Annotated in this window: 25 protein-coding genes and 1 pseudogene; 10 read left to right on the forward strand and 16 right to left on the reverse strand. The window is 64.7% G+C overall.

Going from position 1 to position 25,491, the window contains the following annotated elements; genetic code table 11:
- The first annotated feature begins 45 nt into the window (after window positions 1-45).
- The 6 genes from fabG (at window position 46) to gmk (ending at window position 5,774) form a co-directional block, all read left to right on the forward strand.
- Entirely contained in the window at window positions 46-783 is a 738-nt protein-coding gene (gene fabG / locus AC0L3U_RS26175) for a 3-oxoacyl-[acyl-carrier-protein] reductase (protein WP_456764664.1), read from the forward strand.
- A 308-nt stretch (window positions 784-1,091) separates the two neighbouring features.
- Window positions 1,092-1,331 (forward strand): acyl carrier protein, encoded by a 240-nt coding sequence (locus tag AC0L3U_RS26180; RefSeq protein ID WP_006020277.1) that lies wholly within the window; start codon window positions 1,092-1,094, stop codon window positions 1,329-1,331.
- 108 nt (window positions 1,332-1,439) lie between these two features.
- On the forward strand, window positions 1,440-2,705 hold the full coding sequence (gene fabF, locus AC0L3U_RS26185) for a beta-ketoacyl-ACP synthase II (RefSeq protein WP_456764663.1): 1,266 nt from the start codon (window positions 1,440-1,442) through the stop codon (window positions 2,703-2,705).
- Window positions 2,706-2,830: 125 nt separating this feature from the next.
- Complete coding sequence (mltG, locus tag AC0L3U_RS26190; RefSeq protein ID WP_007609326.1) at window positions 2,831-4,105, forward strand: endolytic transglycosylase MltG; 1,275 nt, start codon at window positions 2,831-2,833, stop codon at window positions 4,103-4,105.
- A 118-nt stretch (window positions 4,106-4,223) separates the two neighbouring features.
- On the forward strand, window positions 4,224-5,111 hold the full coding sequence (locus tag AC0L3U_RS26195; protein ID WP_473363755.1) for a YicC/YloC family endoribonuclease: 888 nt from the start codon (window positions 4,224-4,226) through the stop codon (window positions 5,109-5,111).
- Window positions 5,112-5,114: 3 nt separating this feature from the next.
- Entirely contained in the window at window positions 5,115-5,774 is a 660-nt protein-coding gene (gene gmk, locus AC0L3U_RS26200) for a guanylate kinase (RefSeq protein ID WP_473363756.1), read from the forward strand.
- On the opposite strand, the gene AC0L3U_RS26205 is transcribed toward gmk, so the two are convergent.
- The 5 genes from AC0L3U_RS26205 to AC0L3U_RS26225 all read right to left on the reverse strand — a co-directional run bounded on the left by AC0L3U_RS26205 (window position 5,707) and on the right by AC0L3U_RS26225 (window position 9,980).
- On the reverse strand, window positions 5,707-6,897 hold the full coding sequence (locus AC0L3U_RS26205; RefSeq protein ID WP_473363757.1) for a hypothetical protein: 1,191 nt from the start codon (window positions 6,895-6,897) through the stop codon (window positions 5,707-5,709). The genes gmk and AC0L3U_RS26205 overlap by 68 nt on opposite strands.
- 150 nt (window positions 6,898-7,047) lie before the next feature.
- A complete protein-coding gene (locus tag AC0L3U_RS26210) occupies window positions 7,048-7,542 on the reverse strand; it encodes a hypothetical protein (RefSeq protein WP_473363758.1) in 495 nt (164 codons plus the stop codon).
- Between the two features lie 26 nt (window positions 7,543-7,568).
- Window positions 7,569-8,915 carry a caspase family protein gene (locus tag AC0L3U_RS26215; protein WP_473346356.1) on the reverse strand — a complete coding sequence of 449 codons (1,347 nt, stop codon included), beginning with the start codon at window positions 8,913-8,915 and terminating at the stop codon, window positions 7,569-7,571.
- A 106-nt stretch (window positions 8,916-9,021) separates the two neighbouring features.
- Window positions 9,022-9,744, reverse strand: coding sequence for a Crp/Fnr family transcriptional regulator (locus AC0L3U_RS26220; RefSeq protein ID WP_473363759.1), 723 nt, complete (start codon window positions 9,742-9,744; stop codon window positions 9,022-9,024).
- Window positions 9,741-9,980: a hypothetical protein gene (locus tag AC0L3U_RS26225; RefSeq protein ID WP_456764656.1), complete on the reverse strand. Its 240-nt coding sequence runs from the start codon at window positions 9,978-9,980 to the stop codon at window positions 9,741-9,743. The genes AC0L3U_RS26220 and AC0L3U_RS26225 overlap by 4 nt, the downstream gene beginning before the upstream one ends.
- Before the next feature lie 172 nt (window positions 9,981-10,152).
- On the opposite strand from AC0L3U_RS26225, the gene AC0L3U_RS26230 reads away from it, so the two are divergent.
- Window positions 10,153-10,890: a Crp/Fnr family transcriptional regulator gene (locus AC0L3U_RS26230; RefSeq protein ID WP_027517529.1), complete on the forward strand. Its 738-nt coding sequence runs from the start codon at window positions 10,153-10,155 to the stop codon at window positions 10,888-10,890.
- On the opposite strand, the gene AC0L3U_RS26235 is transcribed toward AC0L3U_RS26230, so the two are convergent.
- The 10 genes and pseudogenes from AC0L3U_RS26235 to lptF all read right to left on the reverse strand — a co-directional run bounded on the left by AC0L3U_RS26235 (window position 10,869) and on the right by lptF (window position 21,316).
- Complete coding sequence (locus AC0L3U_RS26235; protein ID WP_473363760.1) at window positions 10,869-11,621, reverse strand: Crp/Fnr family transcriptional regulator; 753 nt, start codon at window positions 11,619-11,621, stop codon at window positions 10,869-10,871. The genes AC0L3U_RS26230 and AC0L3U_RS26235 overlap by 22 nt on opposite strands.
- Window positions 11,622-11,987: 366 nt before the next feature.
- Window positions 11,988-12,224: a hypothetical protein gene (locus tag AC0L3U_RS26240; RefSeq protein WP_007609339.1), complete on the reverse strand. Its 237-nt coding sequence runs from the start codon at window positions 12,222-12,224 to the stop codon at window positions 11,988-11,990.
- A 73-nt stretch (window positions 12,225-12,297) separates the two neighbouring features.
- Window positions 12,298-12,458: pseudogene (locus AC0L3U_RS26245) on the reverse strand (Flp family type IVb pilin).
- A gap of 161 nt (window positions 12,459-12,619) precedes the next feature.
- Window positions 12,620-13,678 (reverse strand): alcohol dehydrogenase, encoded by a 1,059-nt coding sequence (locus tag AC0L3U_RS26250; RefSeq protein ID WP_473363761.1) that lies wholly within the window; start codon window positions 13,676-13,678, stop codon window positions 12,620-12,622.
- Window positions 13,679-13,694: 16 nt separating this feature from the next.
- Complete coding sequence (gene rsmA / locus AC0L3U_RS26255; protein WP_473363762.1) at window positions 13,695-14,555, reverse strand: 16S rRNA (adenine(1518)-N(6)/adenine(1519)-N(6))-dimethyltransferase RsmA; 861 nt, start codon at window positions 14,553-14,555, stop codon at window positions 13,695-13,697.
- On the reverse strand, window positions 14,552-15,568 hold the full coding sequence (pdxA, locus tag AC0L3U_RS26260) for a 4-hydroxythreonine-4-phosphate dehydrogenase PdxA (RefSeq protein WP_473363763.1): 1,017 nt from the start codon (window positions 15,566-15,568) through the stop codon (window positions 14,552-14,554). The genes rsmA and pdxA overlap by 4 nt, the downstream gene beginning before the upstream one ends.
- Window positions 15,568-16,494: a peptidylprolyl isomerase family protein gene (locus tag AC0L3U_RS26265; protein ID WP_456764652.1), complete on the reverse strand. Its 927-nt coding sequence runs from the start codon at window positions 16,492-16,494 to the stop codon at window positions 15,568-15,570. The genes pdxA and AC0L3U_RS26265 overlap by 1 nt, the downstream gene beginning before the upstream one ends.
- Before the next feature lie 69 nt (window positions 16,495-16,563).
- A complete protein-coding gene (locus AC0L3U_RS26270) occupies window positions 16,564-19,053 on the reverse strand; it encodes an LPS-assembly protein LptD (RefSeq protein WP_473363764.1) in 2,490 nt (829 codons plus the stop codon).
- On the reverse strand, window positions 19,053-20,150 hold the full coding sequence (gene lptG / locus AC0L3U_RS26275; RefSeq protein ID WP_027569681.1) for an LPS export ABC transporter permease LptG: 1,098 nt from the start codon (window positions 20,148-20,150) through the stop codon (window positions 19,053-19,055). The genes AC0L3U_RS26270 and lptG overlap by 1 nt, the downstream gene beginning before the upstream one ends.
- Window positions 20,147-21,316: an LPS export ABC transporter permease LptF gene (gene lptF / locus AC0L3U_RS26280; protein ID WP_027569682.1), complete on the reverse strand. Its 1,170-nt coding sequence runs from the start codon at window positions 21,314-21,316 to the stop codon at window positions 20,147-20,149. Before lptF ends, lptG begins: the two co-directional genes overlap by 4 nt.
- Window positions 21,317-21,656: 340 nt before the next feature.
- Between lptF and AC0L3U_RS26285 the strand changes: the two genes are divergently transcribed.
- The 3 genes from AC0L3U_RS26285 to AC0L3U_RS26295 all read left to right on the forward strand — a co-directional run bounded on the left by AC0L3U_RS26285 (window position 21,657) and on the right by AC0L3U_RS26295 (window position 24,273).
- The gene (locus AC0L3U_RS26285; RefSeq protein WP_473363765.1) at window positions 21,657-23,156 is read left to right on the forward strand and encodes a leucyl aminopeptidase; all 1,500 of its coding nucleotides are present in this window, start codon (window positions 21,657-21,659) and stop codon (window positions 23,154-23,156) included.
- A 6-nt stretch (window positions 23,157-23,162) separates the two neighbouring features.
- Complete coding sequence (locus AC0L3U_RS26290) at window positions 23,163-23,615, forward strand: DNA polymerase III subunit chi (RefSeq protein WP_473287129.1); 453 nt, start codon at window positions 23,163-23,165, stop codon at window positions 23,613-23,615.
- 166 nt (window positions 23,616-23,781) lie between these two features.
- On the forward strand, window positions 23,782-24,273 hold the full coding sequence (locus AC0L3U_RS26295; RefSeq protein WP_018459090.1) for a hypothetical protein: 492 nt from the start codon (window positions 23,782-23,784) through the stop codon (window positions 24,271-24,273).
- Window positions 24,274-24,291: 18 nt separating this feature from the next.
- Here the strand turns inward: AC0L3U_RS26295 and AC0L3U_RS26300 are convergent, their stop codons facing one another.
- Window positions 24,292-25,275, reverse strand: a complete 984-nt coding sequence (locus AC0L3U_RS26300) for a hypothetical protein (RefSeq protein WP_473363766.1) — start codon at window positions 25,273-25,275, stop codon at window positions 24,292-24,294.
- Window positions 25,276-25,491 lie beyond the last annotated feature (216 nt).

Genomic DNA, 25,491 nt, shown 5'->3' on the forward strand with positions numbered 1-25,491 from the left:
GAACCGCTGCGCATTTTTCCGGATCGTGCCTTGGAGGAGTTATCGATGTTCGATCTGACTGGCAAAAAGGCGCTCGTTACCGGCGCAACCGGCGGCATCGGCGGCGCGATCGCACAGGCGCTGCACGCGCAGGGCGCCACCGTCGCGATATCAGGGACGCGCAAGGAAGTGCTGGATGAGCTTGCCGGCAAGCTCGGCGAGCGCACCCATGTGCTGCCCTGCAATCTCTCCAAGGCCGAAGAGGTCGAGGCGCTGGTGCCCGCTGCGGAAGCGGCGATGGGACAGGTCGACATCCTCGTCGCCAATGCCGGCATCACCCGCGACAACCTCTTCGTGCAGCTCCGTGACGAGGACTGGGAGGAGGTCATCAACATCAATTTGACCTCGACCTTCCGGCTTGCCCGCGCCGCCACCAAATTGATGATGCGCAAGCGCTTCGGCCGCATCATCGCCATCACCTCGGTGGTCGGCGTCACTGGCAATCCGGGACAGGGCAATTATACCGCGTCGAAGGCGGGCCTGATCGGCATGATCAAGACGCTGGGTGCCGAATACGCCAAGCGCGGCGTCACCGCGAACTGCATCGCGCCCGGCTTCATCAAGACGCCGATGACCGATGCGCTCAACGACAAGCAGCGCGAAACGATTCTGACCAAGGTTCCGGCCAATCGCCTGGGCACGCCAGAGGACATCGCGGCGGCCGCCGTCTACCTGAGTTCGAACGAAGCAGCCTATGTCACCGGCCAAACCATCCACGTCAACGGCGGCATGGCCATGATCTGACGCCTCATGCCGCACCGCCCCCTGGCGGCGCGGAATGCGGCAAACGGCCGTTTCCGGAGCGAAATGAGGCTTGTAGTCAACGCAATTGAAGTATGATAACCGGACCTTCAACGGATGGGCAAAGAACGCCATTGCAGGTTTTTGAAACCCTGTATATTGGCGATGCGGAGCCTTGGCCGTCATTCGCCGGGCCTGCATCGGTTAGGGTGGGGCCAAATCAAAGTTCGTAAGCGAAGGCAGTCAACGACCACGACGGCTCGTATCGTCCCGGGGGGTCGGGTCTACAGGGAACAACACGAGGTTATGCAATGAGTGAGATTGGCGAGCGGGTTAAGAAGATCGTGGTCGAACACCTTGGTGTTGAACCCGAGAAGGTTGTCGATGCTGCGAGCTTCATCGACGACCTCGGCGCCGACAGTCTGGACACCGTCGAGCTGGTGATGGCGTTCGAAGAGGAATTCGGTTGCGAGATTCCGGACGATGCTGCGGAAACGATTCTCACCGTCGGCGACGCCACCAAGTTTCTCGAGAAGAACGCGAAGAGCTAAGGCTCTTCATTTTCGCGGGGACAACATTGAAACCGGACGGACCGCCCAACAGCGGTCAGCCGGTTTCTTGTTATTGGCCGTGAATGTTTCGATGCGGAGTTTTCGGATATGAGGCGGGTTGTCGTCACGGGTCTTGGCATGGTTTCGCCACTCGGCTGCGGTGTCGAGCCGACCTGGAAACGCATCCTCGACGGCCAAAGTGGCGCACGCAAAATCGAGAGCTTCGATGTCTCCGATCTTCAGACCAAGATCGGCTGCACGGTCGTGCGCGGCGACGGTACCAACGACACTTTCAATCCCGATATCTGGATGGAGCCGAAGGACCAGCGCAAGGTCGACGACTTCATCATCTTCGGCATGGCCGCAGCCGGCCAGGCGCTCGACGATGCCAACTGGCATCCCGAGACCGAAGAGGACAAATGCGCCACCGGCACCATGATTGGGTCCGGCATCGGCGGCCTCAACGGCATTGCAGAAACTGCGGTCCTGCTGAAGGAACGCGGGCCACGCCGGGTCTCGCCGTTCTTCATTCCGGGACGCCTGATCAATCTCGCCTCCGGCTATGTCTCGATCAAGCATGGGCTGAAGGGGCCGAACCATTCGGTGGTCACGGCCTGCTCGACCGGCGCTCACGCGGTCGGCGATGCCGCCCGCCTGATCGCGCTCGGCGATGCCGACGTCATGGTTGCCGGCGGCGCGGAATCGCCGATCGGCCGCATCGGCATTGCCGGCTTCAACGCCGCGCGTGCGCTCTCCACAGCCTTCAACGAAACGCCCGAGAAGGCCTCGCGCCCCTACGACAAGGACCGCGACGGCTTCGTGATGGGCGAGGGCGCCGGCGTTCTGGTCCTGGAAGAGCTCGAACACGCCAAACGCCGCGGCGCCAAGATCTATGCCGAGGTGATCGGCTACGGTCTCTCGGGCGACGCCTACCACATCACCTCGCCGTCACCCGATGGCGACGGCGGCTTCCGCAGCATGGCGGCGGCGCTCAAGCGCGCCGGCCTTACCGCGTCCGATCTCGACTACATCAACGCGCACGGCACCTCGACACCGCTCGGTGACGAGATCGAGCTCGGTGCGGTCGAACGTCTGCTCGGCAATGCCGCTTCCAAGGTCGCGATGTCTTCGACCAAGTCGTCGACCGGTCACCTCCTGGGCGCGGCCGGCGCGATCGAGGCGATCTTCGCCATTCTCGCGATTCGCGATAATGTCGTGCCGCCGACCATCAACCTGGACAATCCGTCGGTAGAGACTGCGATCGATCTCGTGCCGCACAAGGCGAAGAAGCGCGAGGTCAACGTCGCGTTGTCGAATTCTTTCGGTTTTGGCGGTACCAACGCGTCGGTGATCTTCCGGCGTCCGGTCCAATAGTTTGTGTTTGCGACGAATCCACCGTTTTGCCGTATTCGGCGATAGTCATGGAAGTGGGCGCGTGTACTTGGCCAGACAAGCGATTGTCGGGTCGCATTTGAACCGGCAGGATTCAGGTTGCTTCGATGAGTGAAAGGCCGCCCATTTCGCCCCGGAGCCCGCGGGCAGCGCTCGAGCCCGAGCAGGTCCCGCCGCCGCCGAAGCGATCGGACCGCGCGCGCAATCCCTTCGTGATCGTCGGCAACGCCATCATCACCCTGCTGCTGATTGCGATGATCGGTGCGGGCGGCGTGTACTATTACGGCCGACAGGTGCTCGAGGCGCCGGGACCGCTGAAGGAAGACAAGATCGTCAACATCCCGCAGCGCGCCGGCAAGCGCGACATCGCCGAGACGCTGAACCGGGAAGGCGTGACCGACGTCAATCCGTGGGCGTTCATTGCCAGCGTCGCTGCGTTGAAGGCGAGTTCGGACCTCAAGCCCGGTGAATACTCGTTCCAGAAAAACGCATCCTTGCGCGACGTCATTGCCACCATCGTTGAGGGCAAGGTGGTGCAGCATGCCGTGACGATTCCAGAAGGGCTGACCTCCGAGCAGATCGTGGCGCGCCTGTCCGACAACGACATCTTCACCGGCAGCGTGCGTGAGCTGCCGCGCGAAGGCACGCTGCTGCCCGAGACCTACAAGTTCCCGCGCGGCACCCCGCGCGATCAGGTAATCCAGCGCATGCAGCAGGCGCACAAGCGCGTGCTGACCGAGATCTGGGAGCGCCGCAGTCAGGACATTCCGGTCAAGAGTCCGGAGCAATTGGTGACGCTGGCCTCGATCGTCGAGAAAGAGACCGGCAAGCCGGACGAGCGCAGCCGCGTCGCCGCGGTGTTCGTCAATCGCCTGAAGCAGAGGATCAAGCTGCAGTCCGATCCCACGATCATCTATGGCCTCGTTGGCGGCAAGGGCACGCTCGGCCGTCCGATCAAGCGCAGCGAAATCACGCAGCCCTCGCCCTACAACACCTATGTCATCGAAGGCCTGCCGCCGGGCCCGATCTCAAACCCCGGCCGCGCCTCGCTTGAGGCTGCCGCCAACCCGGCCCGCACCCGCGACCTCTATTTCGTCGCGGACGGTACCGGCGGGCATTCCTTCACCGAGACCTACGACGCGCATCAGAAGAACGTCGCCAAGTTGCGCGCGATGGAAAAGCAGATCCAGAACGACACGGTCGAGCCGGCCGAGGACGCGCAGCCGCCGGCCGCCGCCGCGCCCGGTGCCGCCGATACGCCGACGGCGACCACGCCGGCGCGGCCCAACCAGCAGAAAAAGCCGCCGGCCGCTCGCCCCGCGGGTCCGCCGCCGGCCCGCCAAGGCGCGGTGCAGGCCTCGCCCCCGGTGGTGCAGCGCTAGGCCTGCGCGCAGACCTGCCCCGCGGGACTTTGCGGATTACATTTTCCTGCAAAATAGTCTTAAGATTCGCGTGGCTTGATGGCCGCGCGAATCCCGTGCTTCTGGAGAAATTGACCTGATGGCGTTGTCGTCCATGACCGGCTTTGCCCGAATCCACGGCGCGAGTGGGCCGTATACGTTCGAATGGGAATTGAAGTCGGTCAACGCCAAGGGCTTTGATCTGAGGGTGCGGCTACCGCAGGGGTTCGACGAGCTCGAGGCTCATGCCAAGAAACGCGCCGCCGAGCTGCTCTCGCGAGGCACCGTCTACGCCAATCTGACCGTCAAGCGCGCCAATGCGGCCACCAGCGTCCGCGTCAACGAGGACGTGCTCAACGCCGTGCTCAAGGCCGCCGCCGTGATCGCCGGCAAGGTCGATGCGGTCGCGCCGAGCGTCGACGGGCTTTTGGCCATCAAGGGTGTCATTGAGGTCGCCGAGCCCGAGGGCGACGAGGAGGAGGACAAGGCCGCGCGCGCCGCCGCCGCGGACGCCTTCGACAAGGCGCTCGCCGAACTCGTCGAGATGCGCAAGCGTGAGGGGAGCTCGCTCGGGCAGATCCTGATCCAGCGCGTCGACGAGGTCGAGCAGCTGGCCAAGAAGGCGGAGGCCGCGCCCGGCCGCAAGCCCGAGGCGATCAAGGCGAGGCTCGCCGAGCAGATCGCGAGCCTGCTCGACACCTCCGACCGTTTCGATTCCGACCGCCTGATGCAGGAAGCGATCCTGATCGCGACCAGGGCCGACATCCGCGAGGAACTCGACCGCATCGCCTCGCACATCGCGCAGGCGCGCGAGCTGATCGGCAAGGGCGGCCCGGTCGGGCGCAAGCTCGACTTCCTGGCGCAGGAGTTTCACCGCGAGGTCAACACCTGTTGCTCGAAGTCGAACGACATCGAGCTGACCAATACGGGGCTCGCCATGAAGAACGTGGTCGAGCAGTTCCGCGAGCAGGTCCAGAATCTGGAGTGATCGATGACGATTGGCGGTCACGGAACTGATGGTGTCGAGCGGCGCGGATTGATGTTCGTGCTGTCCTCGCCGTCGGGCGCGGGCAAGACGACGCTGTCGCGCATGTTGATTGCAGAGACGCCAGGTCTCCAGATGTCAATCTCGGCGACAACGCGGCCGATGCGGCCGGGCGAGGTCGACGGGAAGGATTATTTCTTCGTCGATCAGAAACGCTTTGAGATGATGGTGGAGAAAGGCGAGCTCCTGGAATGGGCGCACGTGTTCGGGAATCGTTACGGTACGCCGCGTGCTCCGGTCGAGGCGGCGCTTGCGTCGGGGAATGACGTGTTGTTCGACATCGACTGGCAAGGGACACAGCAGCTTCGCGATGGCTCGGGCAAGGATGTCGTCAGCGTATTCATCTTGCCGCCTTCGGTTGCCGCCCTCGAGCAGCGGCTGCATACGCGCGCACAAGATTCGGATGAGGTCATCCGCGGCCGTATGAAAAAAGCAGGCGACGAAATGAGCCATTTCGACGCCTACGATTACATCGTCGTCAATGATAACATTGGTATCGCCTTCGAAGCCGTGCGGTCCATCCTCCGGGCCGAGCAGCTTAAGCGCGAACGCCAGGTCGGTCTTGAAGGCTTCGTTCGGGCGCTGCGGAACCAGCTTGAGAAATAGCTGATTTCGTCAGCCGCGGGCCGTCCTTCGCCAGCCGTTCCAGCATCGTCGTGATCACGTCGACGTCGATGGCGTCCTCGACTCCCGCATCCTCATCGCGATCGGCCGGCTCTTCGTCATCGACCTCGTTGGCCGCGAGCCGCGGCGCGGCCTCGATCTGGAATTCTCCGTTGAAGATATCCGCGTCGTCGAGCTCTGCGGTATCTTCGTGCGCTTGCGGGACGCGCTTGTCGATCACATCAATCTCGCGATCGATTGCGGCGAGCTGCGCGGTCTTGAGCTGGGCTGCCTGCGGACGCACGGCATCGAAATCCACCGGGCGCGGCTGCCGAGCGTGCGGCGACGCGTTGAGCCAGGGCGCACGGCCATCGTCGTGATCGTGCGGCTCAAAATTGTCCCAGTTGACGCGGCGCTGGTCGGCGGCCTGGACGCGGATGCGTCCACCGGCGAAGCGGTAGACGAGGCTGGCGAGGATGCCGGCAAGCGTCAGCGCGCCGCCGATCACGAGCAGCAGCATCTGAAGCGAGCCGGTCTGCTTGTCGGCGGTGCTGTCTGCCGCGGCCAGTACAATCGGAGCAGGGGACTTCGCCGGCTTCGCGGTGGACTGCGCGGCGACCGCGACAGGCGCAGGCGACGGCTGCTCTGTGGGCGCGGCGGACGCCGTGGAGGCGTCGGGCCAGCGCCCGGCGACGGCGGGCTGCTGAGCGTTGACGTCGGCGGAGGGGCTCGCAGCCTGTTGCGTTGGCGCCGGTCCCGCCTGTGCAGGCGTCTTCACAGTGGCGATGCTCTGCGGCGTCAGATATTCGGCGCGCGCGTCCTGGACCGAGTGCTGCTGCGGCACCGCTGAATCCGCTGCAGGCGTATCGGGCGCAGCCTGTGCGGTTTGAGTGGCCTTGCCGCCTTCGGCACGCAGATACCAACACTGCCGCTTGGTCGCGCGCTCGAGGCGATAATGCCAATGCTGGCCCTGCGGGGCGGCGCCCTTTGGCGAGCCAAGGCAGTCGCTCGCGGCATTTGCCGTGCTCGGTGGCGTCGTTGCATTCTGCGACACGGCGGCAAGTGGCGCGCCGGCAATGATGCTGCCTACGAGGGCAGATAAGAATTTTGCGGTGCGGTTGCCCATCCTGGTCTCCCGATTACGCATGACGCAACTCGTTACCTTCCCTTTGTCGTCAAAGACTTGGGTGGCAATGAGCCGCAAATCCGGAGAGGATGTGGCCTGAATCGGGCCTGCGCGGCGTTCGTTCCGCCGCGGAATCAGACTTTTTCGGTGCTATTGCTTGGTCGAAGTCCAGGTTCCGCCGCAGCCGTCCGAGCGGCGGAAGGATCCGGAGCCGCTGCGGGCAGCGAGGCGGCCGGAGCCGGTGAAGGTCACGCCATCGCCTTGACCGAACGTGCTGACCGCGCCGCTCGCGCTGACGGTACCCGTGACGCCTTGGCCTATGACCTTGCCTGAGGAGACCACGACCGCGCCGGACGTGGTGCCGCCGCAGCCGATGCTGACGACCATCCAGGCGCCGTCGAAACTCCCGCCACCGCCACCACCACCGCCGCGTCGCGAGGAGCTGCGCGGCTCCTCAGCCGGCTTGCTGCGACGCGCCGAGGGCGCCGGCTCGGCGGAACGATCCGATCGCGAGCCGGACAGCGATTTCTCGTCATTGCCGATCGAGCCGCCGGCGCTGCCGGATTGCGCAACGGCGGACGGTGGAGCGACGGTGACGGACAGGAATAAGGCCAGGGCAATCGCGGGGATGACGGCATTGCGCATGAGCAAAAATCCAAATGAAAATCGTATCAGCGGCCGGAGCCGTCGGCACAGACGGAACCGATAATGCGGCAAGCTTTGCCAGCCTTGCCGCATTCGTCAAGCGCGGCGTCTTTCGCGCGCTGCACGCTGTCGCGCTGGACCAGCGACCAGGATTTGTCGGAGATCGCGAACGCGCCGCAGCGGTTGCCATAGAAGGACAGCTCGATCGGACATTTGGCGCCGGCGCAATTGCCGCGCGCATCCGCCACCGCCGCGCGCCGCGAGGCGTGGTTCCAGGAGATGCCCCATTTGCTGCCGTCGGGCCCGTAGACGATCGAGCCCCATGGCTTCAGATCCTCCATCTTGCGCATCCGCAGCAGCAGGCCTTCGGTGGCTTCGCCCGTCGGGGCCATGGAAATCCGCTGCTGGAGCTTCGTGATCGCGCGGGTCATTCCATCAGGGCTGTCAGGATCGAAATTGAGCTCGTAGAGCCGCTCGCTGAGCTCGCTCAGCAGGGCGGCATCGCGTAAGGGGACGCGGTCCGGATCGGCGCGCAGCCGATCCGCCGGCAAAGGATCAGGCTGCATCGCTGCGACCTGCGGCGGGGCGGTTTGCGTCGGGGGTACGAAATAGAAGGTGCCGTCGATCGGCGAGGACGACACCCAGGGCTGCTGCGCGCCGGAGGTGGCGCGCTTCACCGCGAGGCCGACCTGGTTGAAGGTCTGGAACACGTCGAGGCCCGCGGTCCGGACCGTCGCGGCCAATGCTTTTGTGTAGGGGCTGTGGCCGTCGCTGCCGTCCTGGGCGACGTTGCCGGGTTGCGTTGCGTAGGAGATCAGCGTGCCCTCGGGCGCGCGCATTTGCGCGAGACCGCCATCGGAGGCGCGCAGGCCGCGCGAGCCGAAAGGGTTGTTGCGGCAGGCGTCCAGGATCACGAGGTTGAGGCGCGTGCCCGATCCCTGCATCTGGCGCAGCACGAGGTTGACGTCGGTCATCTGGAAGTCGACGTCGGCCTCGCGCGTCGGATTGGCGCCGACCGGCACGAGGTAGTTGGCGCCCGAGACCTGCACGCCGTGGCCGGCATAATAGAACAGCGCGACGTCGGCGCCCTGCACCTGCCGGCCAAAGCTCTGCACCGCCAGGTCCATCGCGCCCTTGTCGAGATCGAGCTGGGCGCGGCCTCCGACCAGCGTGAAGCCGAGCAGGCCAAGCGTCTCCGCCATCAGGCTCGCGTCCTTGGATGGATTGTCGAGCGGCGTGATGTTCTTGTAGGCGGAGTTGCCGACCACGAGCGCGATGCGCTTCTCGGCCGATGCAGGGTGCGTGGCGACGACGAGCAGGGCCGCGACCAGCGTCGCCAGCCCCGGGACGCGATTGAAAATCCTCGCGCGCATCAAAATTCCCCAAATAATGGCGTCAGTCTAGCAGTCCCGCGCGCCGGCGAAAAGCGGTGCGGCATTTGTACAGACCCCGGCGCGTCTCCCGAGTTGCCCGCCTCGGTCAGGTCAGATAATCCGGCGTGAAATCCGCGAGCGCGCGGAGCTCGTCGGGTTGCAACAGCTCGATCTCGCTTCCCTCCCAGGCGATCAATCGGCGGCCTCTCAGCTCCTGGATGGTGCGATTGACGTGGACGATCGACAATCCGCAGGCGTCGGCGACATGCCGCTGCGTCATCGGCATCTGGAAGCGGCGGTTCTTGACGAGGCCCACGACCTCCAGCCTTGCGGCGAGCTCGCAGATCAGATGCGCTACCTTCGGCAGTGCCGCCTGTGCGCCGAGGCGCGCGATCCATTGTCGCGAGATCGCCGCATCGATCAGCGTCTCGCGCCAGAACGCGCGGGTCAGGTGAATGGAGCCGTCAAGCAGCTGCTTGAGTTGGCTGTGTGCGACGTAGCCGACGATGGTGGGGCCGAGACCGACGAGGTCCGCATCCATCGGCGAGACCAGCAGCGTGTGCAGGCACGGCATGTCGCCCGGAACGTGGAAGGCGAGGATCTGGCTGCGATCGCCGACGATGCGAGCCTGGTAGAGAAAGCCGCTGACGACGAAAACGCAGCGAGAGGCATCTTCACCCTGGCGCAGCACGATCTCGCCGTCCGAAACCTGACGGAGCGTGGACGGCAGGCCAGCGATCTGGCGGCGTTCGTCTTCTGAGAGGCCTACAATCGCCTGGAGATGAGCGATGAACTTCGGGTGCGGCATGGACAGCAGGAGGTGTTTCACTCGTCACGCGGCATCGCCGGGTCGAGCAGGCGTTGGGAGAGTTTTGCGATGGTCCAATCGGAGACGGGAACCGCCTGGAACTCGCGGATGGCGCGCGCAAGCTCCTGATCCGACATCGGCTGCGCCGGCTCCTTCAACCTGCCTTGCAGGAAGGCATGGCTGATACTGTCCAGGTGCTCGCCCGAATCCGATGCGAACAGGTGGCGAATGCGCTTCAAGATCGTCGTGGGGCTCATGCGAAGGGCGGGCGCAGTATGCGATCGAGGACGGTGGGGCTGCGACCCTGTACCGTCGCAAACCGGTAGCAACCTGTGCTTCCGACCAGCGTTCTAGTCGGCTGGAAACGGGCCGGATGTATCATTTGATCGAACCGGCAGGATTTTTGGCGGGACACATGGAACGGGACACATGGAAAAAGCCCATGACGTGCTGATCCGGAACCTGGGCGAGCACACCGCGCTCGCACAGGAGGATGTCGCCGAAATTCGCGGGCTGACCTTTGTGCAGCGCGAGTTCGCGCCGAACGAGGATTTCATCCGTCAGGGTGACGAGCCCGAGCATTCGGCGCTGGTCGTCTCCGGCATGATCGCGCGCTACCATCTGCTCGACAGCGGCCGGCGGCAATATCTCGCGTTCCATCTGTCCGGCGATCTGCCGGATTCCCAGGGCTTGTTCATCGACCAGATGGACCACGGCCTCTGCGCCCTCGGGCCCGCCTCGGTGGCCTTCATCCCGCATCGCGAATTGCTCAACGCGTTCCGTCGGCGGCCGACCTTCGCGCTCTCGGTCTGGCGCGAGACCCTGCTCGATGCCGCGATCTTTCGCGAGGCCATCACCAACAACAGCGCCCGGCCGATGCACACGCGCATGGCACACCTGTTCTGCGAGCTGTTCTACCGCGCGCGGGCCGCGCAGCTCGTTCGCGGCAATCGCTGCCGTCTGCCGATCAGCCTGGCGCAGCTCGGCGAGACGCTGGGCATGGCGATCGCGACGGTGAACCGGACGCTCGCCGACCTCAGGCGGAGCGGGACCATGGACTTGCGCGACAGCGAGCTGATCGTCCTGAAATGGCGCGAACTGCAGCGGCTCGGAGGCTTCAGTCCGACCTATCTGCACCTCAAGCGTCAGTCGCCGCCGCGCGCGTGAGGCCGCAATGTGTCAGCTACTGGCAGCTGCCGCGCGCCGAGCACTTCGTCGAAATGCTTCTTCACCCAATCGTTGCAACGGCAGGCTCTGGCTTCAAGCGCCGGCGCGTCGAGGATCAGGATGGCGCCACGGCGTGTCGCGAGGATCCGCCTCGCCTTGAACATCTGGATGACGCGGCTGGCATAGCTGCGGGAGACGCCGAGCATGCCGGCAAGCTGCTCGTGGGTGAGTGGGATCTGGGGGCCGCCGACGTGCTCCTGCGCCGAGATGATCCACTTGGCGGCGCGCTGCTCGATCGAATGTGCGGCATTGCAGGCCGCGGTCTGGAGCAGCTGCGCGAACTGGCAGTCGGCGTAGCGCGAGAACACCTGCTGTAGCGTGGCCGACCTCTGCTGGGCCTGCTCGAGAGCCCGCGGCGGCAGCCGCACCAGGGTGCCGCCCAGCTTCACGACGATGCGCGAATAGGCCAGCGAGGCACTGCGGCCGGCGGCAATGCCCACCGCGCCCTCGCGCCCGACCAGCAGGCTTTCGACCTCGCGATCGTCCTCGACCGGCACGGCGAACGACACGAGTGTCGAGCGGCAGGGAAAATGGACCGCCGTGACCTCGTCGCCGGCGTGATGCAGGATGTGGCTCGCCTCGAGTTCGACCTGCTGGAGGTGCGGCGCGAGCAGTTCGAAATCCGGGCGGCTGAGCCGCTGGAGAAGATCGTTCTGGGGCCGACCGGTCACATGTGTTGCTCTGGCCGGGAATCGGCACCGGCCAGAACCCTACGTTTCCGTGACCGAGCCGACGGTTCCAAAGTGCACACAAGGCGTTTTTCAAGCGTTGAAAAAGTGGCCTCCGGTCTGCGGAATTCCGGAAGTTGCTGGCGAGGCGAATGGCGCGCGAGGCAAATGGCGCGGCCGAACCGTCGGCCTTCAACTTCACGAACTCTGTGCAGGAGTGCACACAGCAGGGCCGGGGATCGGCGTAGCGTCCCCGATGCGGAGCACCGCACCCCGTGCGCTCTGCCCGACGGACCGCCGGCCTATACCTCGAACGCCGCCGGGCCGGCGGGTCCGAGGGCGGCGAGGATGTTCAGCACCCGAAGTTCGTCACCCGAAGCGTGCTTCGCAATCATGCGCGGGCCGGCTTTTTTCCGCGTGGGCGCGATAGGCATCGATCGCCCTGTTGGCGAGCATCAGTTGCCGGCGTTCACCGGTCCTGAGCTGGGCTTCAATGGCGTCGAGCAGGACGTTCGCCGTCTCGTCCGGAGAGCCGAGCTCTCCGCTCTGCTCCAGGAAGCTCCAGGCGATGAAGAATGCGTTCTCGACGGTGCAGCGAATGGACATGGCTGCCAACGCGGCGCGGCCGTTGCCGTTCCGCGGGACAGACGAATGCCGTGAATTAGCGCGCCTGCCCGCGTTACTTCAACGAGCTGCTGATCGAGGTGAACTTCTTGTTCAGCGTCGCGCCGAGATTGTTGACGACGGCGATGATCGCGAGCGCGATGCGGCGGCGATCAGGCCGTACTCGATCGCTGTGGCGCCGGACTCGTCGGCGAGGAAGCGGCGGATGGTCTGCATGGTCTTGCCAGAACTCCAATAAGAGAGCTGGCGAGGATCATCATCCGCACAGAGCGGGTTCCCCAATTTGGAACACCGGCTTGCGTCAACATCGAGTTGATCGCGATCATTGAAGCCGGCAGCGAGATGCTGACCCCGCCGCCTCGCGCTTCTCGCGCATGCTAATTCTTGAGTACGATGCGGCCAACGACCTTGCCGGCGCGAAGCTCGTCGATCCAGGTCTGGACGTCGCGCATCGGCTCCTCGCGCATCGGCGTCGGCTTGATCTTGCCGGCGCGGGCGAGCGCCATCAGCTCGTGAGCCTCGGTGAGCGTGCCGACCATGAAGCCCTCGATCGTCATGCGCTTGTAGACCCATTGCACCATCGGCAGCGTGAACTGGCCGCCCATCAGGCCGGAGACTACGATCTTGCCGCCGCGCGCGGCGACCGCGACCGCGAAAGCCATGGACTTCTCGTTGCCCGCGAAATCGACGATCTCGTCGAAGCCGCCATCGGTTTCCTTGAGGATGCGCTTGATCACGTCGGGCTCGGCCGGATCGTAGGCCACTGCCGCGCCGTTCTTCAACGCGGTCTCGCGCGCGGCACCGCTGAGATCGGCGACCGTGATCGGCTGCTTGAACATGGCCGCCGCGAAGGAAAGGCCCATCATGCCGACGCCGCCGAGACCGATCAGCAGGAGATTGCGCTGGCGCGGACGGTCGACCAGGCGCTTGAGCGCGCCATAGGCGGTGACGCCGGAGCACATCAGGGTCGCGGCCTGGTTGACGGGCAGGGGATCGTAGTCGAGCAGATATTTCGCGTCGGGCACCAGCACGTGAGTGGCGAAGCCGCCGTCGATGGAGACGCCGAGAAAGCGCTGCCTGGCGCACAGGTTCTCGTCGCCATTGGCGCAGTCGCGGCACTGGCCGCAACCGATCCACGGAAACACCGCCTTCTTGCTGCCGACCAGACCGGCGAACACGTCGGGGCCGACTTCGTCGACCACGCCCGCGATCTCGTGGCCGAGCGTGAAGGGCAGCGTCATGCCGCGCGTGGTGTCGAGTTTCTTGCCGCCGCCGAGATCGGCGTAGCCGTCCTGGATGTGCAGATCGGAGTGGCAGAGGCCGCAGCGCTCGATGCGCACCAGCACCTCGCCTCCTTGCGGCTTCGGCGTGTCGACGATGGTCTCGCACAGCGGCGCATCGAACTTGACGAGGGACTGCCGACGCATCAACGCCATATTTCTTCCTCCGAAATTATCTCTCTGTTTCGCTGCGTATATTGGCCAATTCACGGGCCATGGCAACAAAGCCGGAAATCGGAACGGTCTCCGCGCGCCGCGTCGCGTCCACGCCCGCAGCTGCGGCGAGCCGCGCGGGATCGGCGCCCAGCGCCTTCAGGCTTTGCCGCAGCATCTTGCGGCGCTGGCCGAACGCGGCGGCCGCGACCTGTTCGAGCAGCTTGCGATCGCAGGCGAGAGGGTTTTCGCGCGGGATCAGTCGCACGACGGAAGACGTGACCTTCGGCGGCGGCACGAAGGCGGACGGCGCAATGTCGAACAGGATTTTGGTCTCGCAGCGCCAGTTGGCGAGCACGCCGAGCCGGCCGAAGGCCTCCTCGTCCTCGCGCGCCACGATGCGCTCGCCGACCTCGCGCTGGAACATCAGGACCATCATGTCGTACCAGGGCGGCCAGGGCTCGGTGGTGAGCCAGCCGACGAGAAGGTGGGTCGCGATGTTGTAGGGCAGGTTGGCGACGATTTTTGCTCGTTCGCCCGACAGCAGCGGGCGCGGGTCGAAGGTCATGGCGTCGCCATGCACGATCTCGAGACGGCCGGGATAGCGCGCGGAAATATCCTGCAAGGCAGGGATCGCGCGCTCGTCATGCTCGATGGCGATGACGCGTCTGGCGCCGAGCGCGAGCAAGGCGCGCGTTAATCCGCCCGGGCCGGGGCCGATCTCGACGATGGTGGAGTCCTCGAGCGGAGCCGCCGCACGCGCGATGCGCGCGGTGAGATTGAGGTCGAGGAGGAAGTTCTGGCCGAGCGATTTGCGAGCCGACAAGGCGTGCTGGCGAATGACCTCGCGAAGCGGCGGGAGGTCGTCGATCCCGCTCATCGGGTTTTCGCAGCCGCCATCCGGCTCGCAAGCCTCAACGCGGCGATCAGGCTTGCCGGATTGGCCCTGCCGGTCCCGGCGATGTCGAAGGCGGTGCCGTGGTCGGGCGAGGTGCGGATGAAGGGCAGGCCGAGCGTGACGTTGACCGCGTCGTCGAACGCCACCGTCTTGATCGGAATCAGAGCCTGGTCGTGGTACATGCAGACGGCGCAGTCGTAGCTGTTTCGCGCGGCTTCGTGGAACATGGTGTCGGCGGGGAGCGGTCCCTTCGCCTCGATGCCGTCGCTGCGCAACGTCTTGATCGCCGGCGCGATCACGGTCTGCTCCTCGTAGCCGAGCGAGCCGTCCTCGCCCGCGTGCGGATTGAGGCCGGAGATCGCAATGCGCGGATTCCCGATGCCGAAGTGGGATTTGAGTTCGGTCGCGACAATGCGCACGGTCGAGACGATCAGCTCGCTGGTGAGCTGGGCCAGTGCATCGCGCAAGGAGACGTGGATGGTCACGGGCACCACGGCGAGCCGCGGCGACCAGAGCATCATCACCGGCTGCGGCACGCGGCCGTCTTCCGCGGCGAGCTCGGCGAGGAATTCGGTATGGCCGGGATGGCGGAAGCCGGCGCGATAGAGCACGCTCTTGGCGATCGGATTGGTGACGACGGCGCCGGCGCGACCCTCGCGGACATCAGTGACTGCCTGGCGGATCGAGGCGAGCGCGGCCGGCGCGCTCGATGCGTCGGGCTTGCCGGGCTCGGCACTCGCGGGCTCGCCGGTCGCGACCACGGGCAGGGCCTCAGGGAAAGCGGCCCCGGCCTCGCCGGCGCTCACCGAAGCGATCCTGACGTCGACGCCGAGCGCTTTGGCGCGGCGGGCGATCAGCGCCTCGTCGCCGAGCAGATAGAAGGCGGGCAGGTCCAGTTCGCGGCGCTTGAGCCAGGCTGCGATGGTGATGTCGGGGCCGATGCCGGCAGGTTCTCCCAGCGTCAGGGCGAGAGGCTTGGCAGGCTGCTGGGCCATCAGCGGTTGCGGTACTCGATCATCGCCGCCTTGCGGAGGTCCTCGAGATAGGCCTTCTGGGTCTTCTCGTACTTCTCCTGATACATCTTCTCGCGGACCTCGCGCTTCTTCGGCGTGTCGATCATGGTCGGCTTGCGCGAGCACAGCACCACCATCTCGATGCCCGCCTTGGTCGTCTCGGGGGCGGTGAGGTGGCCGATCGGCGTGTCGTCGAGGACCTTGCGTAGCGCCTCGGGCAATTCAGCGGTGGTCTTGGTGACGATGTCGCGGATGGTGGCGTTCGGCGTGGAGCGGAACAACGAATTGGCTTCTTCGCAGCTTCCGACGCGCGAGCGATATTGCTCGGCCTCCTTATGCCGCGTCTCCAGGAACGCCGGCGACGATCCGCGCGGCACGATCAGCACGATCGGCTGCATCTTGTATTCGGTGCCCTCGATCTGCAGCTTGTCGCCGGTCTGGGCCTGCACGGCCTGCGCGACGTCCTTCTCACCGACCAACAGCTTTTCCTTGAAGCGGCCGCGCACCAGGCTGGTCCAGACCATCTCGGCCTTCATGCGGCTCTTCAGGGTTTCGGGGCGGACGCCCTTGACCTCGAGCGACTTGGTGAGCTGGTCCGGCGAGATGCGCATGCGCTGCGCCATGCCATCGTAGGACTGGTTGATGTCGGAGACGCCGGGATCGACCCCGTATTTCTTGCCTTCCTTCATCTTCACCCGGTCGTCGATCAGCTCGTTGATGACCTCCTGACGGGCCGGTGTCTTCTGCGTCGTCAGCTGGTCGAGCTTGGAGCGCTGGTCAATGTCGAAGTCGGTGATGGGATCGCCGTTCACCATGACGACGATGTTCTGCGCGCGCGACGGCGTGCCGGCCAGGAGCAGGGCGGTGAGGAGGAGGAAGAGGCGGAAGACAGGCAATGGGATCGTCATATTTGTCGCTCGCATGTCAGCCGCGGTGAACCTGCGATTGGGAACACGCCGCCGGCACCTTCAAACGGATCACTGGAGACCGCCGCCGGAACTGCTGGTCGTCGCTGTGTTCGCCAGCGTGCGCAGGCCGATCTGGAACATGATCGCATGGTTCAGCACGGGCGGCGTCGCGCCTGCGGAATAGCTATACGCAGTTACATAGTTCAAGCCGAGCACAAAACAATCATCGACGTAGCCGGCACCGAGCACATACTGGTTGATCTTGTTGGCCTCCAGGTCCCAGCGCGCCGAGCCCGTGACCACCCAGTTGGCCGCGACCTTGATCGAGCCCGTCGTCAGGATGCCCTCGCGGCGTGTCAGATAGCCGAGTTCCGGCTGCGCCGCGTAATTGCCGTACAGCATGCTGACGGACCAGCGGTTGAAGTTGGCGCGGCCTTCCGCCTCGAAGCGCTGGACGTTCCAGGTCTGCTCGTCCATGCGCGAGCGAACGCTGAATGTATAGGTGCTGTTCGGCGAATAGGCGGCGCTCGCCACATAGTCGGAGCGCGGCCTTTGCAGACCGGAATCCACGCCCGTATTGATGGAGTCCTGGACCGCGAAGGAGTTCATGCCGAACAGCTGGTAGGACTGGCCGAACAGCGTCTTGATGGCGCCGCCCCTGTCGAACTGCGTGGTGGACTGCACGCCGACATTGGCGCGGCCGCCGCCCTCGACACGGTCGTAGCCGGAGAACTTGTCGACGCTGAACAGGTTCGAGGAGTCGAACACCATGCTCTGCGCGTCCTCGTTCGGGAGCTTGCCGGCATAGGTCTCGTTCGGCCGAATGATGATCTGCGCGATCGGCTCGATGGTGGTCGAGCCCCAGGGCTGAACGTTGATGAAGGGGTAGCGGTATTCGAGGCCCACGGTCGGCATCAGGCGGAACGCCTGGGTGTCGCCGACAGGAAGATAGTTCGACACGCCCGGCTGGTTGGAGACCGAGGAGTTGATCGCATCGGCGCGGAGAATGGCGAACGGCGTCCAGATTTCACCGAACGGATCGGTGAAGGATTTGCGCCATTGCGCTTCGGCCGTCAGGCGGGTGTAGGTGCCCGGGAAGCCGCGCATCAGGCACTGCGACGGCGTGCGCGCGAGCGGATCGGCCGATGCCGTCGTGCACAGGCTGTTGGTGTTGGCGAGCGTCGTGATCGGATCGAACACCGCGGTGTCACGCGACAGGTTCACGAAATTGGTCTTGTAGCTGAACTCGCCGCCGAAGACCGGATAGTTCAGCACGTTCGAATAGTCGATCACGGGGTAGACGACCGGCACCTGGCTCTGGTTGCCCGAGTAGCTCAGCCAGTACATCGTGCGCGCGTCGAAGAAGCTGCGATTGCCGACGCCGGTCAGGTAAAGCTGCGAGAGTGCATCCGTCGGCAGATACAGGAACGAGCCCAGCGGATCGCGATACTGCGACAACCGATAGTCCGAGAAGAAATAATAGTCGGACATCAGGACGCCGTCCCAACCCCAGACCCATTTGTCGTTCAGCGCGAACTGACCCTTGGTGTCGACGGCGCCGCGGAATTGCTTGTCGCCGGGCTGGCCGGCGAGCGCGCTCCGATCGAGCTGGTCGATGCCGTAGACGCGGATCTGATAGGCGCCGTCCATCAGGCGCTGGCGGAATTCGGCCTGGAACAGCACGCCCTGCTTGGACGTGATGCGCGGGCTGAAGGTCGCGTCCATGTCGGGCGCGATCGCCCAGTAGAACGGAACCTCGACGCCGTAGCCGAACGGCGTATTCGACGTGAAGCCCGGCATCAGGAAGCCGGTCTTGCGCTTCACGGTCGGGTCGGGCGTCGAGAAATAGGGCATATAGGCGATCGGCACGCCGAAGAATTCGAGCTGCGCCGTCTCGAAATACAGCATCTTCTCTTGCTGGTCGTGGATGATGCGCGCACCCTTGACCTGCCATAGCGGCGGCTTCTTCGGATCGTCCTTGCACGGCGCGCAGGCCGTGTAGACGCCGTTCTCGAACACCGTGTAGTTGCCGCTGGAGCGATCGGAGCGGCTCGCCGCCATGCGGGTCTGATCGGCCGTGTCGACGCGCAGCGAATCGACGAAACCGTCACGGTAGTCGTCGGACAGGTCCAGGATCTCGGCATAGGTGATCTTGCCGTCGGCATCCGTCATGCGGATGTTGCCTTCGGCATGGAGCCGCTTGGTCTTCTGGTCGTAGATGACCTTGTCGGCCTCGACGCTGGTGCCGTTGTAGAACAGCTGGACGTTACCGACCGCGGAGACGCGCGAATTGTTGTAGTCGTAGTCGACCTCGGTCGCCTGAACCAGCATCTGGTTGTCGTTGACGGCCTTCGGCGGCTTCGCACGCGGCGGCAGCGGATTGTAGGTGAAGCTCTGGGCGGAGGCCGGCGCCACGGCGGCAACGTCCATCACGCCACCGAGCGATGCCACGGCGGCGACAGCAAGCAGGAACCTGCGAATGGACAAGCCACACCCGTTCGCGCGCACCAATGTGCGCCGCGTCAAACGAGACACGGGCCCTCGGTGGACGGCCGTCACTATCCGTCCTCCTGATACAGCAAGGCCAAAAAGCCGGTGAGGCCGCCCACCACCACGGGCAACCACGCCGCAGCGATCGGATGCATCAACTCAGCCTTGCTCAAATCTTCAGTCACTTTCGACAGAACGTAGAGCAGAAAGCCTGCGCCCACGCCACTCAAAACCATCTTCTGCACGCCGCCCATCCGGAAGAAGCGCAACGACACAGAGGCCGCGAGCATCACCATGGCCGCGAGCAAAAACGGCTGTGCCAGAAGCTTCTGATACTGGAGTCGGTATCCGGCTGTCGCGAAGCCCGAGCTCTCGGACGAGCGGATGTAGCTCGGTAGTTGCCAAAAGGACACAGTCTCGGGTGTGGAAAAGCTGTTGCGGACCTGCGCCTCGGTCAGCGTCGTCGGAATCTCCAGGCTGGCCTGATCGACCGGCGGCGAATCCAGCGAGAAACGGCGGACGCCCTTGAACAGCCAACGGCCGGCCTCGAGCGTCGCCTCGCGCGCCTCGACCCGCTCCTTGAAGTGCTGCTCTGTGTCAAACCGGAACAGGGTGAGCCCAGTGAGCCGGACGCCCTGCTGCTCACTGCGCGCCGCGTTGATGATGGTCTGGCCGTCATTGGTAACCTGATTGAGCCAGAAGCCGGAGGCGTCCTGAATGCCGCCGCCGGGCGCCGAGCCGAACAGCTCGGCTTCCATGCGCTTGGAGAGCTCGCGCAGATTGGCCGACATCGGATTGTAGGCGACGGTGGCGATCACGCCGATCAGCAGCGCGCTGCCGAGCGCCGGCGAGATGAATTGCCATGCGGAGACGCCGGCGGCGCGCGCGACCACGAGTTCGAGCCGGCGGGAGAGGGCGAGATAGCAGGTCATGGCGCCGATCAGCATGCAGAACGGCGTTAGCTTCTCCAGCAGCTGCGGCACGCGGAACAGCGAGGTCTCGGCCACCATCACGGCGGAGGCGGATGCGAGCCCCGAGGTCTTGCGCACCATCTCGATGTAATCCACCAGCACCAGCAACAGGAAAATGCTGGCGAACACGCCGAGCGCCGCGACCACGAAACGGCCGGCGAAATAGCGCCCGAGTGTGTTGGTGAGCATGCTCATGCGGTGGCCGGCCGTCGGAACAGCCGCGCGATGCGCGCGTTCGACCTGTTGATGGCCTCCATGAGGCGCGGCGGCGGCTCGACCACGAGGCCGCCAATGATGATCGCCAGCCCGAGGCCGATGGCACCGATGACCATCGCATATTGGACCAGCACCGCGCCCGGTGATTTCACCGCCATCACCGAGCAGGCGAAGCCGGCCATGCGCAGGCCGAACACGGCGAGAATCGAGGAGCCGATCGAAAAATTGCGGCTCTGGCGCGTGGTGCGAGGCGCACCCAGGAACGCGAAGGTCAGCACGGCAAAGGCGAAGGGATAAATCGGCGCCAGCAGGCTGTCATGCAGGGCCGAGCGGAACTGGCCGGGAATCTGCTTGTAGACGGGGTCGTCCTCGGACGGCGAGAGCAGCTCCCAGAGATAACGCTCGCGGATGCCGAGGGTGACGTCGCGGCCCTGGCCCGAGAATTTCGACATGTCGAAGCCGTAACGGCCGAACGCCACCAGCGCGGGATCGCGCTTGCCGGCCTCGAAGCGCTGGAGATTGCCGGTCTCCAGCACCAGGAACGATCCGTTGTCGTTCTTCACGACTTCGCCGTGCTCGGCGACGATCGAGACCCGCTCGTTCGGATCGCGGCGGTCGTCGATGAAGATGCCGGCGAGGATGCCGCCGGGCTGGCGTTCGCGAATCCGGATCGTCAGGTTCTTGTCAAGCTGGGCGAAGCGGCCGGGCTGCAGGATGTTGGTGAGCACGTCGGCGGTGATCTCGGCGTCCCACTGCTTGATCCGCCGCATGCCGTCGGGAGCGAGATAGGCCGCGATGAAGGCGACCAGCAGCGCCACCACGCAGGTGGCGTAGAAGAACGGATAGAACAGCCGGAACGGCGAGAAGCCGGCGGCATTCATCACGATGATCTCGGAATCGGTCGCGAGCTTGTTCAGCGTATGCGAGATCGCAATCATCAGCGCGATCGGCGAGATGATCAGGACCAGCGCGGGCACGACGAGGCTGGTAATGCCGAGGAAGGTCAGGATGGTCTGACCCTGGCTCGTCATCAGGTCGATGCCGCGCAACGCCTGCGTAATCCAGATCACGCCCGTGAGGCTGACCAGGACCAACGCAAACGACGCGAGCGTCGTGCGGAAGATATACCTATCGATTGACCCCATGCGCTACCGCACGAATCCCACCAAGTCCCCAATGCCGGCCGGAATTCCGGCTGTCCAACCAATCCCCGCAAGGGGATCCCCAAGGTCGGCCAACCATCTCATCCGCCGGCTTACTCTCTCAGTACCATCCCTTTGATCCGTCAACAAAATGGCTGCCCCATGGCACCCTCAATATATGGTTAATATTTCCCTCGTTGTGGCCCCTCGGCCACGGGGGGTGCTTGGCATCTGCCGGGCCGGTGGCCCATAGTGCGGCACGCTCAGTGAATCGCCGTTCAGCTCCGGCCCGTGGCCGGGACCGCCGATCGGTAAAAAGCGCAATGTTTTTGAGGAGTTACTCATGTCCGATGCCATCAAGGTCGGCTTCGTTCCATTATCTGCCGCCGTCCGTGGCATCATGGTCGTGTTCTGCGACGACGCTCTGAAGCTCGGCCCGGCGACCGCCAAGGCGCTCGGCGGCGCCACCGAACTCGTGAAGCGGGCGGCCACCGCCGCCGCCTTCAAGGGCAAAAGCGGTGCTGCGCTCGACATCCTTGCACCCGAGGGCGTGAAGGCCACCCGCCTGATCGTGATCGGCGCCGGCAAGGCGGCCAGCCTGAAGGCCAACGACTTCCTCAAATTCGGCGGCGTGGCGGCGAGCAAGCTTCCGGCCGGGGCGGCGGCCATGACCATCGTGGCGGAACTGCCCAATGGCGCCATGACGAGCGAGCAGGCGGTCGCGATCGCCTCGGGCCTGCGGCTGCGCACCTACAAGTTCGACCGCTACAAGACCAAGAAGAAGGAGGGCGAGGAGGGCGGCACGCGCGCCGACGTCTCGTTTGCGGTCGGCGATGTCGTCGCCGCGAAGAAGGCGTTTGCATCGGCCGCTGCGATCGTGGACGGCGTGGTCATTGCGCGCGACCTCGTCAACGAGCCGCCGAACGTACTTTTCCCCGAGGAGTTCGCGCGCCGCGCGGGCCTGCTCCGCAAGCTCGGCGTCAAGATCGAGGTGCTCGACGTCAAGGCGATGGACAAGCTCGGCATGGGCGCGCTGCTCGGCGTCGGCCAGGGCTCGGCGCGGCCGAGCCGCACCGTGATCATGCGTTGGGACGGCGGCAAGAAGGGTGAGGCGCCGGTTGCCTTCGTCGGCAAGGGCGTCTGCTTCGACACCGGCGGCATTTCGATCAAGCCGGCCGGCAGCATGGAGGACATGAAGGGCGACATGGGCGGCGCTGCCTGCGTCGTCGGCCTGATGCATGCGCTCGCGGCACGCAAGGCCAAGGTCAACGTCGTCGGCGCCATCGGCCTCGTCGAGAACATGCCGGACGGCAACGCGCAGCGTCCGGGCGACATCGTCACCTCGATGTCGGGCCAGACCATCGAGATCATCAACACCGACGCAGAAGGCCGCCTGGTGCTCGCCGACGTGCTCTGGTACGTGGCCAAGAAAACCAAGCCGAAATTCATGGTGGATCTGGCGACGCTGACCGGCGCCATCGTGGTCGCGCTCGGCACCGAGCATGCCGGCATGTTCTCCAACAATGACGAGCTTGCCGAGCGGCTGCTGGCGGCCGGCATCGAGAGCGGCGAGAAGGTCTGGCGCCTGCCGCTTGGCCCCGAATACGACAAGCTGATCGATTCCCAGTTCGCCGACATGAAGAACACCGGCGGCCGCCATGGCGGCTCGATCACCGCGGCGCAGTTCCTCCAGCGCTTCGTGGACGGCACGCCCTGGGCGCATCTCGACATCGCCGGGACCGCCATGGGAGCGCCGAAGACCGACATCAACCACAGCTGGGGAAGCGGCTATGGCGTTCGCTTGCTCGACCGTCTGGTCGCCGACCATTACGAGCGCAAATGACCCGAGATGACTGAAGTCCTTTTCTACCATCTGCAAAACATGACGGTGGAGAACGTGTTGCCGCCGCTTCTCGAGAAATCGCTCGAGCGCGGCTGGCGCGTCGTGGTGCAATCGACTTCGCCGGAGCGCGCCGATACGCTCGACGCCCATTTGTGGACCTATCGCGACGATTCCTTCCTGCCGCACGCGACATGGCGGGTCAGCGACGCAGCCGAGCAGCCGATCGTGCTGGCGGTCGAGGAGGACAATCCGAACGGTGCCAATGTTCGCTTCCTCGTCGACAACGCCGCGCTGCCGCAGGACGCCCAGGGCTATGAGCGCATGGTGCTGCTGTTCGATGGCGACGATCCGGACGCGCTTGCGTTCGCCCGCAGCGCCTGGACGGATTGCAAGGCGCGGGGATTTGATGTCACCTATTGGCAGGCCGACGAACGGGGCCGGTGGCAGAAGCGGAATTAGCGGTCGCTCGCAATTAATGATAATTTGCACTTTTCGGGGGATGATGGCTTTTGTCACCTTCGTGCCGCAAAGTGGTGTTGGTACAATTGCTTAGGGCCGATCCTTCACTCGGGGAATTTAGTTTATCGTGCGACATCAAAAGCTTCCCAGCTCGCTCATAGTTGCGTTGGCGGCCGTTGCCCCGCTGGTCGCGGGCTGTTCGGGCGGGACCGATCTGTTGTCCAGGGATGCCCAGTGGTTCAACACGCCCAGCCGCCTGTTCATCAAAAGCATCTCGATCGAGTCGCCGCCGCTGACCCCCGACAAGCCGGTCGGGGCCGAGGATCTGGTCAGCGCCGACGGTGCTTGTGCCGGTATGGCGCCGCCGCCCGGGCCGGCCGATGCGAATGCGTCGACGACCGCGCCGGCTCCGATGGGCGGCACCGTCGCGCTCGGCCACACCGAATGCGACGTGGTGCGCGGCATTGGCGCGCCCTCGAGCGTCAACCTCTCCGGTGACGCCGCCGGCAGGCGCGTTGCGGTCGTGACGTGGACGACCGGTCCGCGCGCCGGCATCTACACCTTCACGGCCGGCCGCCTGTCCTCGATCGAGGGAACGCCGGAGGCGCCGGTCATGCCGAAGGCGACCAAGCCGAAGCCGAAGAAGAAGTCGGCGTAAGGCGAGCGTGCGGGTCGGCTATGGCCGTCCCTTCATTGCGTCTTCGAACGACAGCATCTGACCACTGGGTCCCCGGAATGTGGTTCTCCGGGGCCAAATTGTTTCGATCTCACTGAGGACATCGCGAGCGAGCGGTTTCCAGTCCACGTCTGGCTTCAGCGAGTAGATGCTGAGCGTCATGCCGTTATCGGCACGAGGCGAATGCACGCTTACCAGCCAAGGCTCATCGTACACGTTGATGCTGATACCGGTCTCGTTGCACAGGTCCACTGTGCGCCATGTGCTGCGCCCGTTTCGAACCTGTTCGTCGCCGCGAATTGACAGCGCATGTGCGTGACCGAAATCAGCGAATGTTTGCTCGAGTGTTCTCCAGTCTTCGGCAGGCACCTTCAAATTTGCATAAACCTGCGGTCCGACGGATGTGCGTCCGTCTCTGAACAAGTTGTGGCAGCTTCTGTCCCTTACGACGACCGGCAAGATGAAGACGCCACACGTCAGAAGCGCGGCCGCAGAAACGACACTCCATGATCGCCGGGCGGAGCGGTACCGCGTGGCCACCCAAAAAGCGACGCCGCCAACAAGGCCCGGAAAACCGGCCAGTCCTACCGCGCGAAGGTAGTCGATCCAGAAGAACAGGGTTGGTACGCCATTGACGATCGTTGGCCTCCCGCCAGTCGAAGCATTCTGGGTACTGAGCACGGACATCAATGCCAGGAGACCGAATGGTAGTGCCGCGACGACGAAGCCTCCGAGAGCGCAGGCTGCAATCCCGACGTGGGATCGCGCACGGCGGACGAGAAGAAAGAGTGGAAGACCAAGCAGCACGGCGTGGGCCATTGCGACCATGAACGTCGTCATCATCAAGTTCAGGACTTGCGTGACGACAAGGATGTTGATCGGCTCTTCGATCTGCACGCAAAATGGGACGACGAACGCAACAGTCGCGCCAAACGCCGCAAGCAGGGTTGCTGCCAACAGCTGCAAATACTGCTGAAGTCGCATGTCCAGCGGTTGCCCACAGGTTGTCGTGGTGGATCCCACAACTGATCAACCTAAAGCATGATGCGGAAAATTGCGAAGCGGTTTCCGGAGAGTTCGTGCGCAACAAACGGCCTGAAGGGGTGATGACGATTCAGGTTCTTATCGCGCATCAGCCGGCATCCGCGTTCCTCCGTAGGAGCGACGAATCTCTCCGATGCCGAAGCGATCCGCAAGTCG

The sequence above is a fragment of the Bradyrhizobium sp. Kon69 genome (genome assembly GCF_055807515.1).

What these genes read in the sequence shown, in the direction of transcription:
- AC0L3U_RS26205 (WP_473363757.1), bottom strand. Translation starts at nt 6,897, where the DNA reads ATGGGCAACCGCACCGCAAAATTCTTATCTGCCCTCGTAGGCAGCATC.
- AC0L3U_RS26210 (WP_473363758.1), bottom strand. Translation starts at nt 7,542, where the DNA reads ATGCGCAATGCCGTCATCCCCGCGATTGCCCTGGCCTTATTCCTGTCC.
- AC0L3U_RS26230 (WP_027517529.1), top strand. Translation starts at nt 10,153, where the DNA reads ATGGAAAAAGCCCATGACGTGCTGATCCGGAACCTGGGCGAGCACACC.
- AC0L3U_RS26250 (WP_473363761.1), bottom strand. Translation starts at nt 13,678, where the DNA reads ATGGCGTTGATGCGTCGGCAGTCCCTCGTCAAGTTCGATGCGCCGCTG.
- AC0L3U_RS26300 (WP_473363766.1), bottom strand. Translation starts at nt 25,275, where the DNA reads ATGCGACTTCAGCAGTATTTGCAGCTGTTGGCAGCAACCCTGCTTGCG.
- AC0L3U_RS26290 (WP_473287129.1), top strand. Translation starts at nt 23,163, where the DNA reads ATGACTGAAGTCCTTTTCTACCATCTGCAAAACATGACGGTGGAGAAC.
- pdxA (WP_473363763.1), bottom strand. Translation starts at nt 15,568, where the DNA reads ATGGCCCAGCAGCCTGCCAAGCCTCTCGCCCTGACGCTGGGAGAACCT.
- lptG (WP_027569681.1), bottom strand. Translation starts at nt 20,150, where the DNA reads ATGAGCATGCTCACCAACACACTCGGGCGCTATTTCGCCGGCCGTTTC.
- fabF (WP_456764663.1), top strand. Translation starts at nt 1,440, where the DNA reads ATGAGGCGGGTTGTCGTCACGGGTCTTGGCATGGTTTCGCCACTCGGC.
- AC0L3U_RS26215 (WP_473346356.1), bottom strand. Translation starts at nt 8,915, where the DNA reads ATGCGCGCGAGGATTTTCAATCGCGTCCCGGGGCTGGCGACGCTGGTC.
- fabG (WP_456764664.1), top strand. Translation starts at nt 46, where the DNA reads ATGTTCGATCTGACTGGCAAAAAGGCGCTCGTTACCGGCGCAACCGGC.
- AC0L3U_RS26285 (WP_473363765.1), top strand. Translation starts at nt 21,657, where the DNA reads ATGTCCGATGCCATCAAGGTCGGCTTCGTTCCATTATCTGCCGCCGTC.
- gmk (WP_473363756.1), top strand. Translation starts at nt 5,115, where the DNA reads ATGACGATTGGCGGTCACGGAACTGATGGTGTCGAGCGGCGCGGATTG.
- AC0L3U_RS26225 (WP_456764656.1), bottom strand. Translation starts at nt 9,980, where the DNA reads ATGAGCCCCACGACGATCTTGAAGCGCATTCGCCACCTGTTCGCATCG.
- AC0L3U_RS26265 (WP_456764652.1), bottom strand. Translation starts at nt 16,494, where the DNA reads ATGACGATCCCATTGCCTGTCTTCCGCCTCTTCCTCCTCCTCACCGCC.
- AC0L3U_RS26195 (WP_473363755.1), top strand. Translation starts at nt 4,224, where the DNA reads ATGGCGTTGTCGTCCATGACCGGCTTTGCCCGAATCCACGGCGCGAGT.
- lptF (WP_027569682.1), bottom strand. Translation starts at nt 21,316, where the DNA reads ATGGGGTCAATCGATAGGTATATCTTCCGCACGACGCTCGCGTCGTTT.
- mltG (WP_007609326.1), top strand. Translation starts at nt 2,831, where the DNA reads ATGAGTGAAAGGCCGCCCATTTCGCCCCGGAGCCCGCGGGCAGCGCTC.
- AC0L3U_RS26180 (WP_006020277.1), top strand. Translation starts at nt 1,092, where the DNA reads ATGAGTGAGATTGGCGAGCGGGTTAAGAAGATCGTGGTCGAACACCTT.
- rsmA (WP_473363762.1), bottom strand. Translation starts at nt 14,555, where the DNA reads ATGAGCGGGATCGACGACCTCCCGCCGCTTCGCGAGGTCATTCGCCAG.
- AC0L3U_RS26240 (WP_007609339.1), bottom strand. Translation starts at nt 12,224, where the DNA reads ATGTCCATTCGCTGCACCGTCGAGAACGCATTCTTCATCGCCTGGAGC.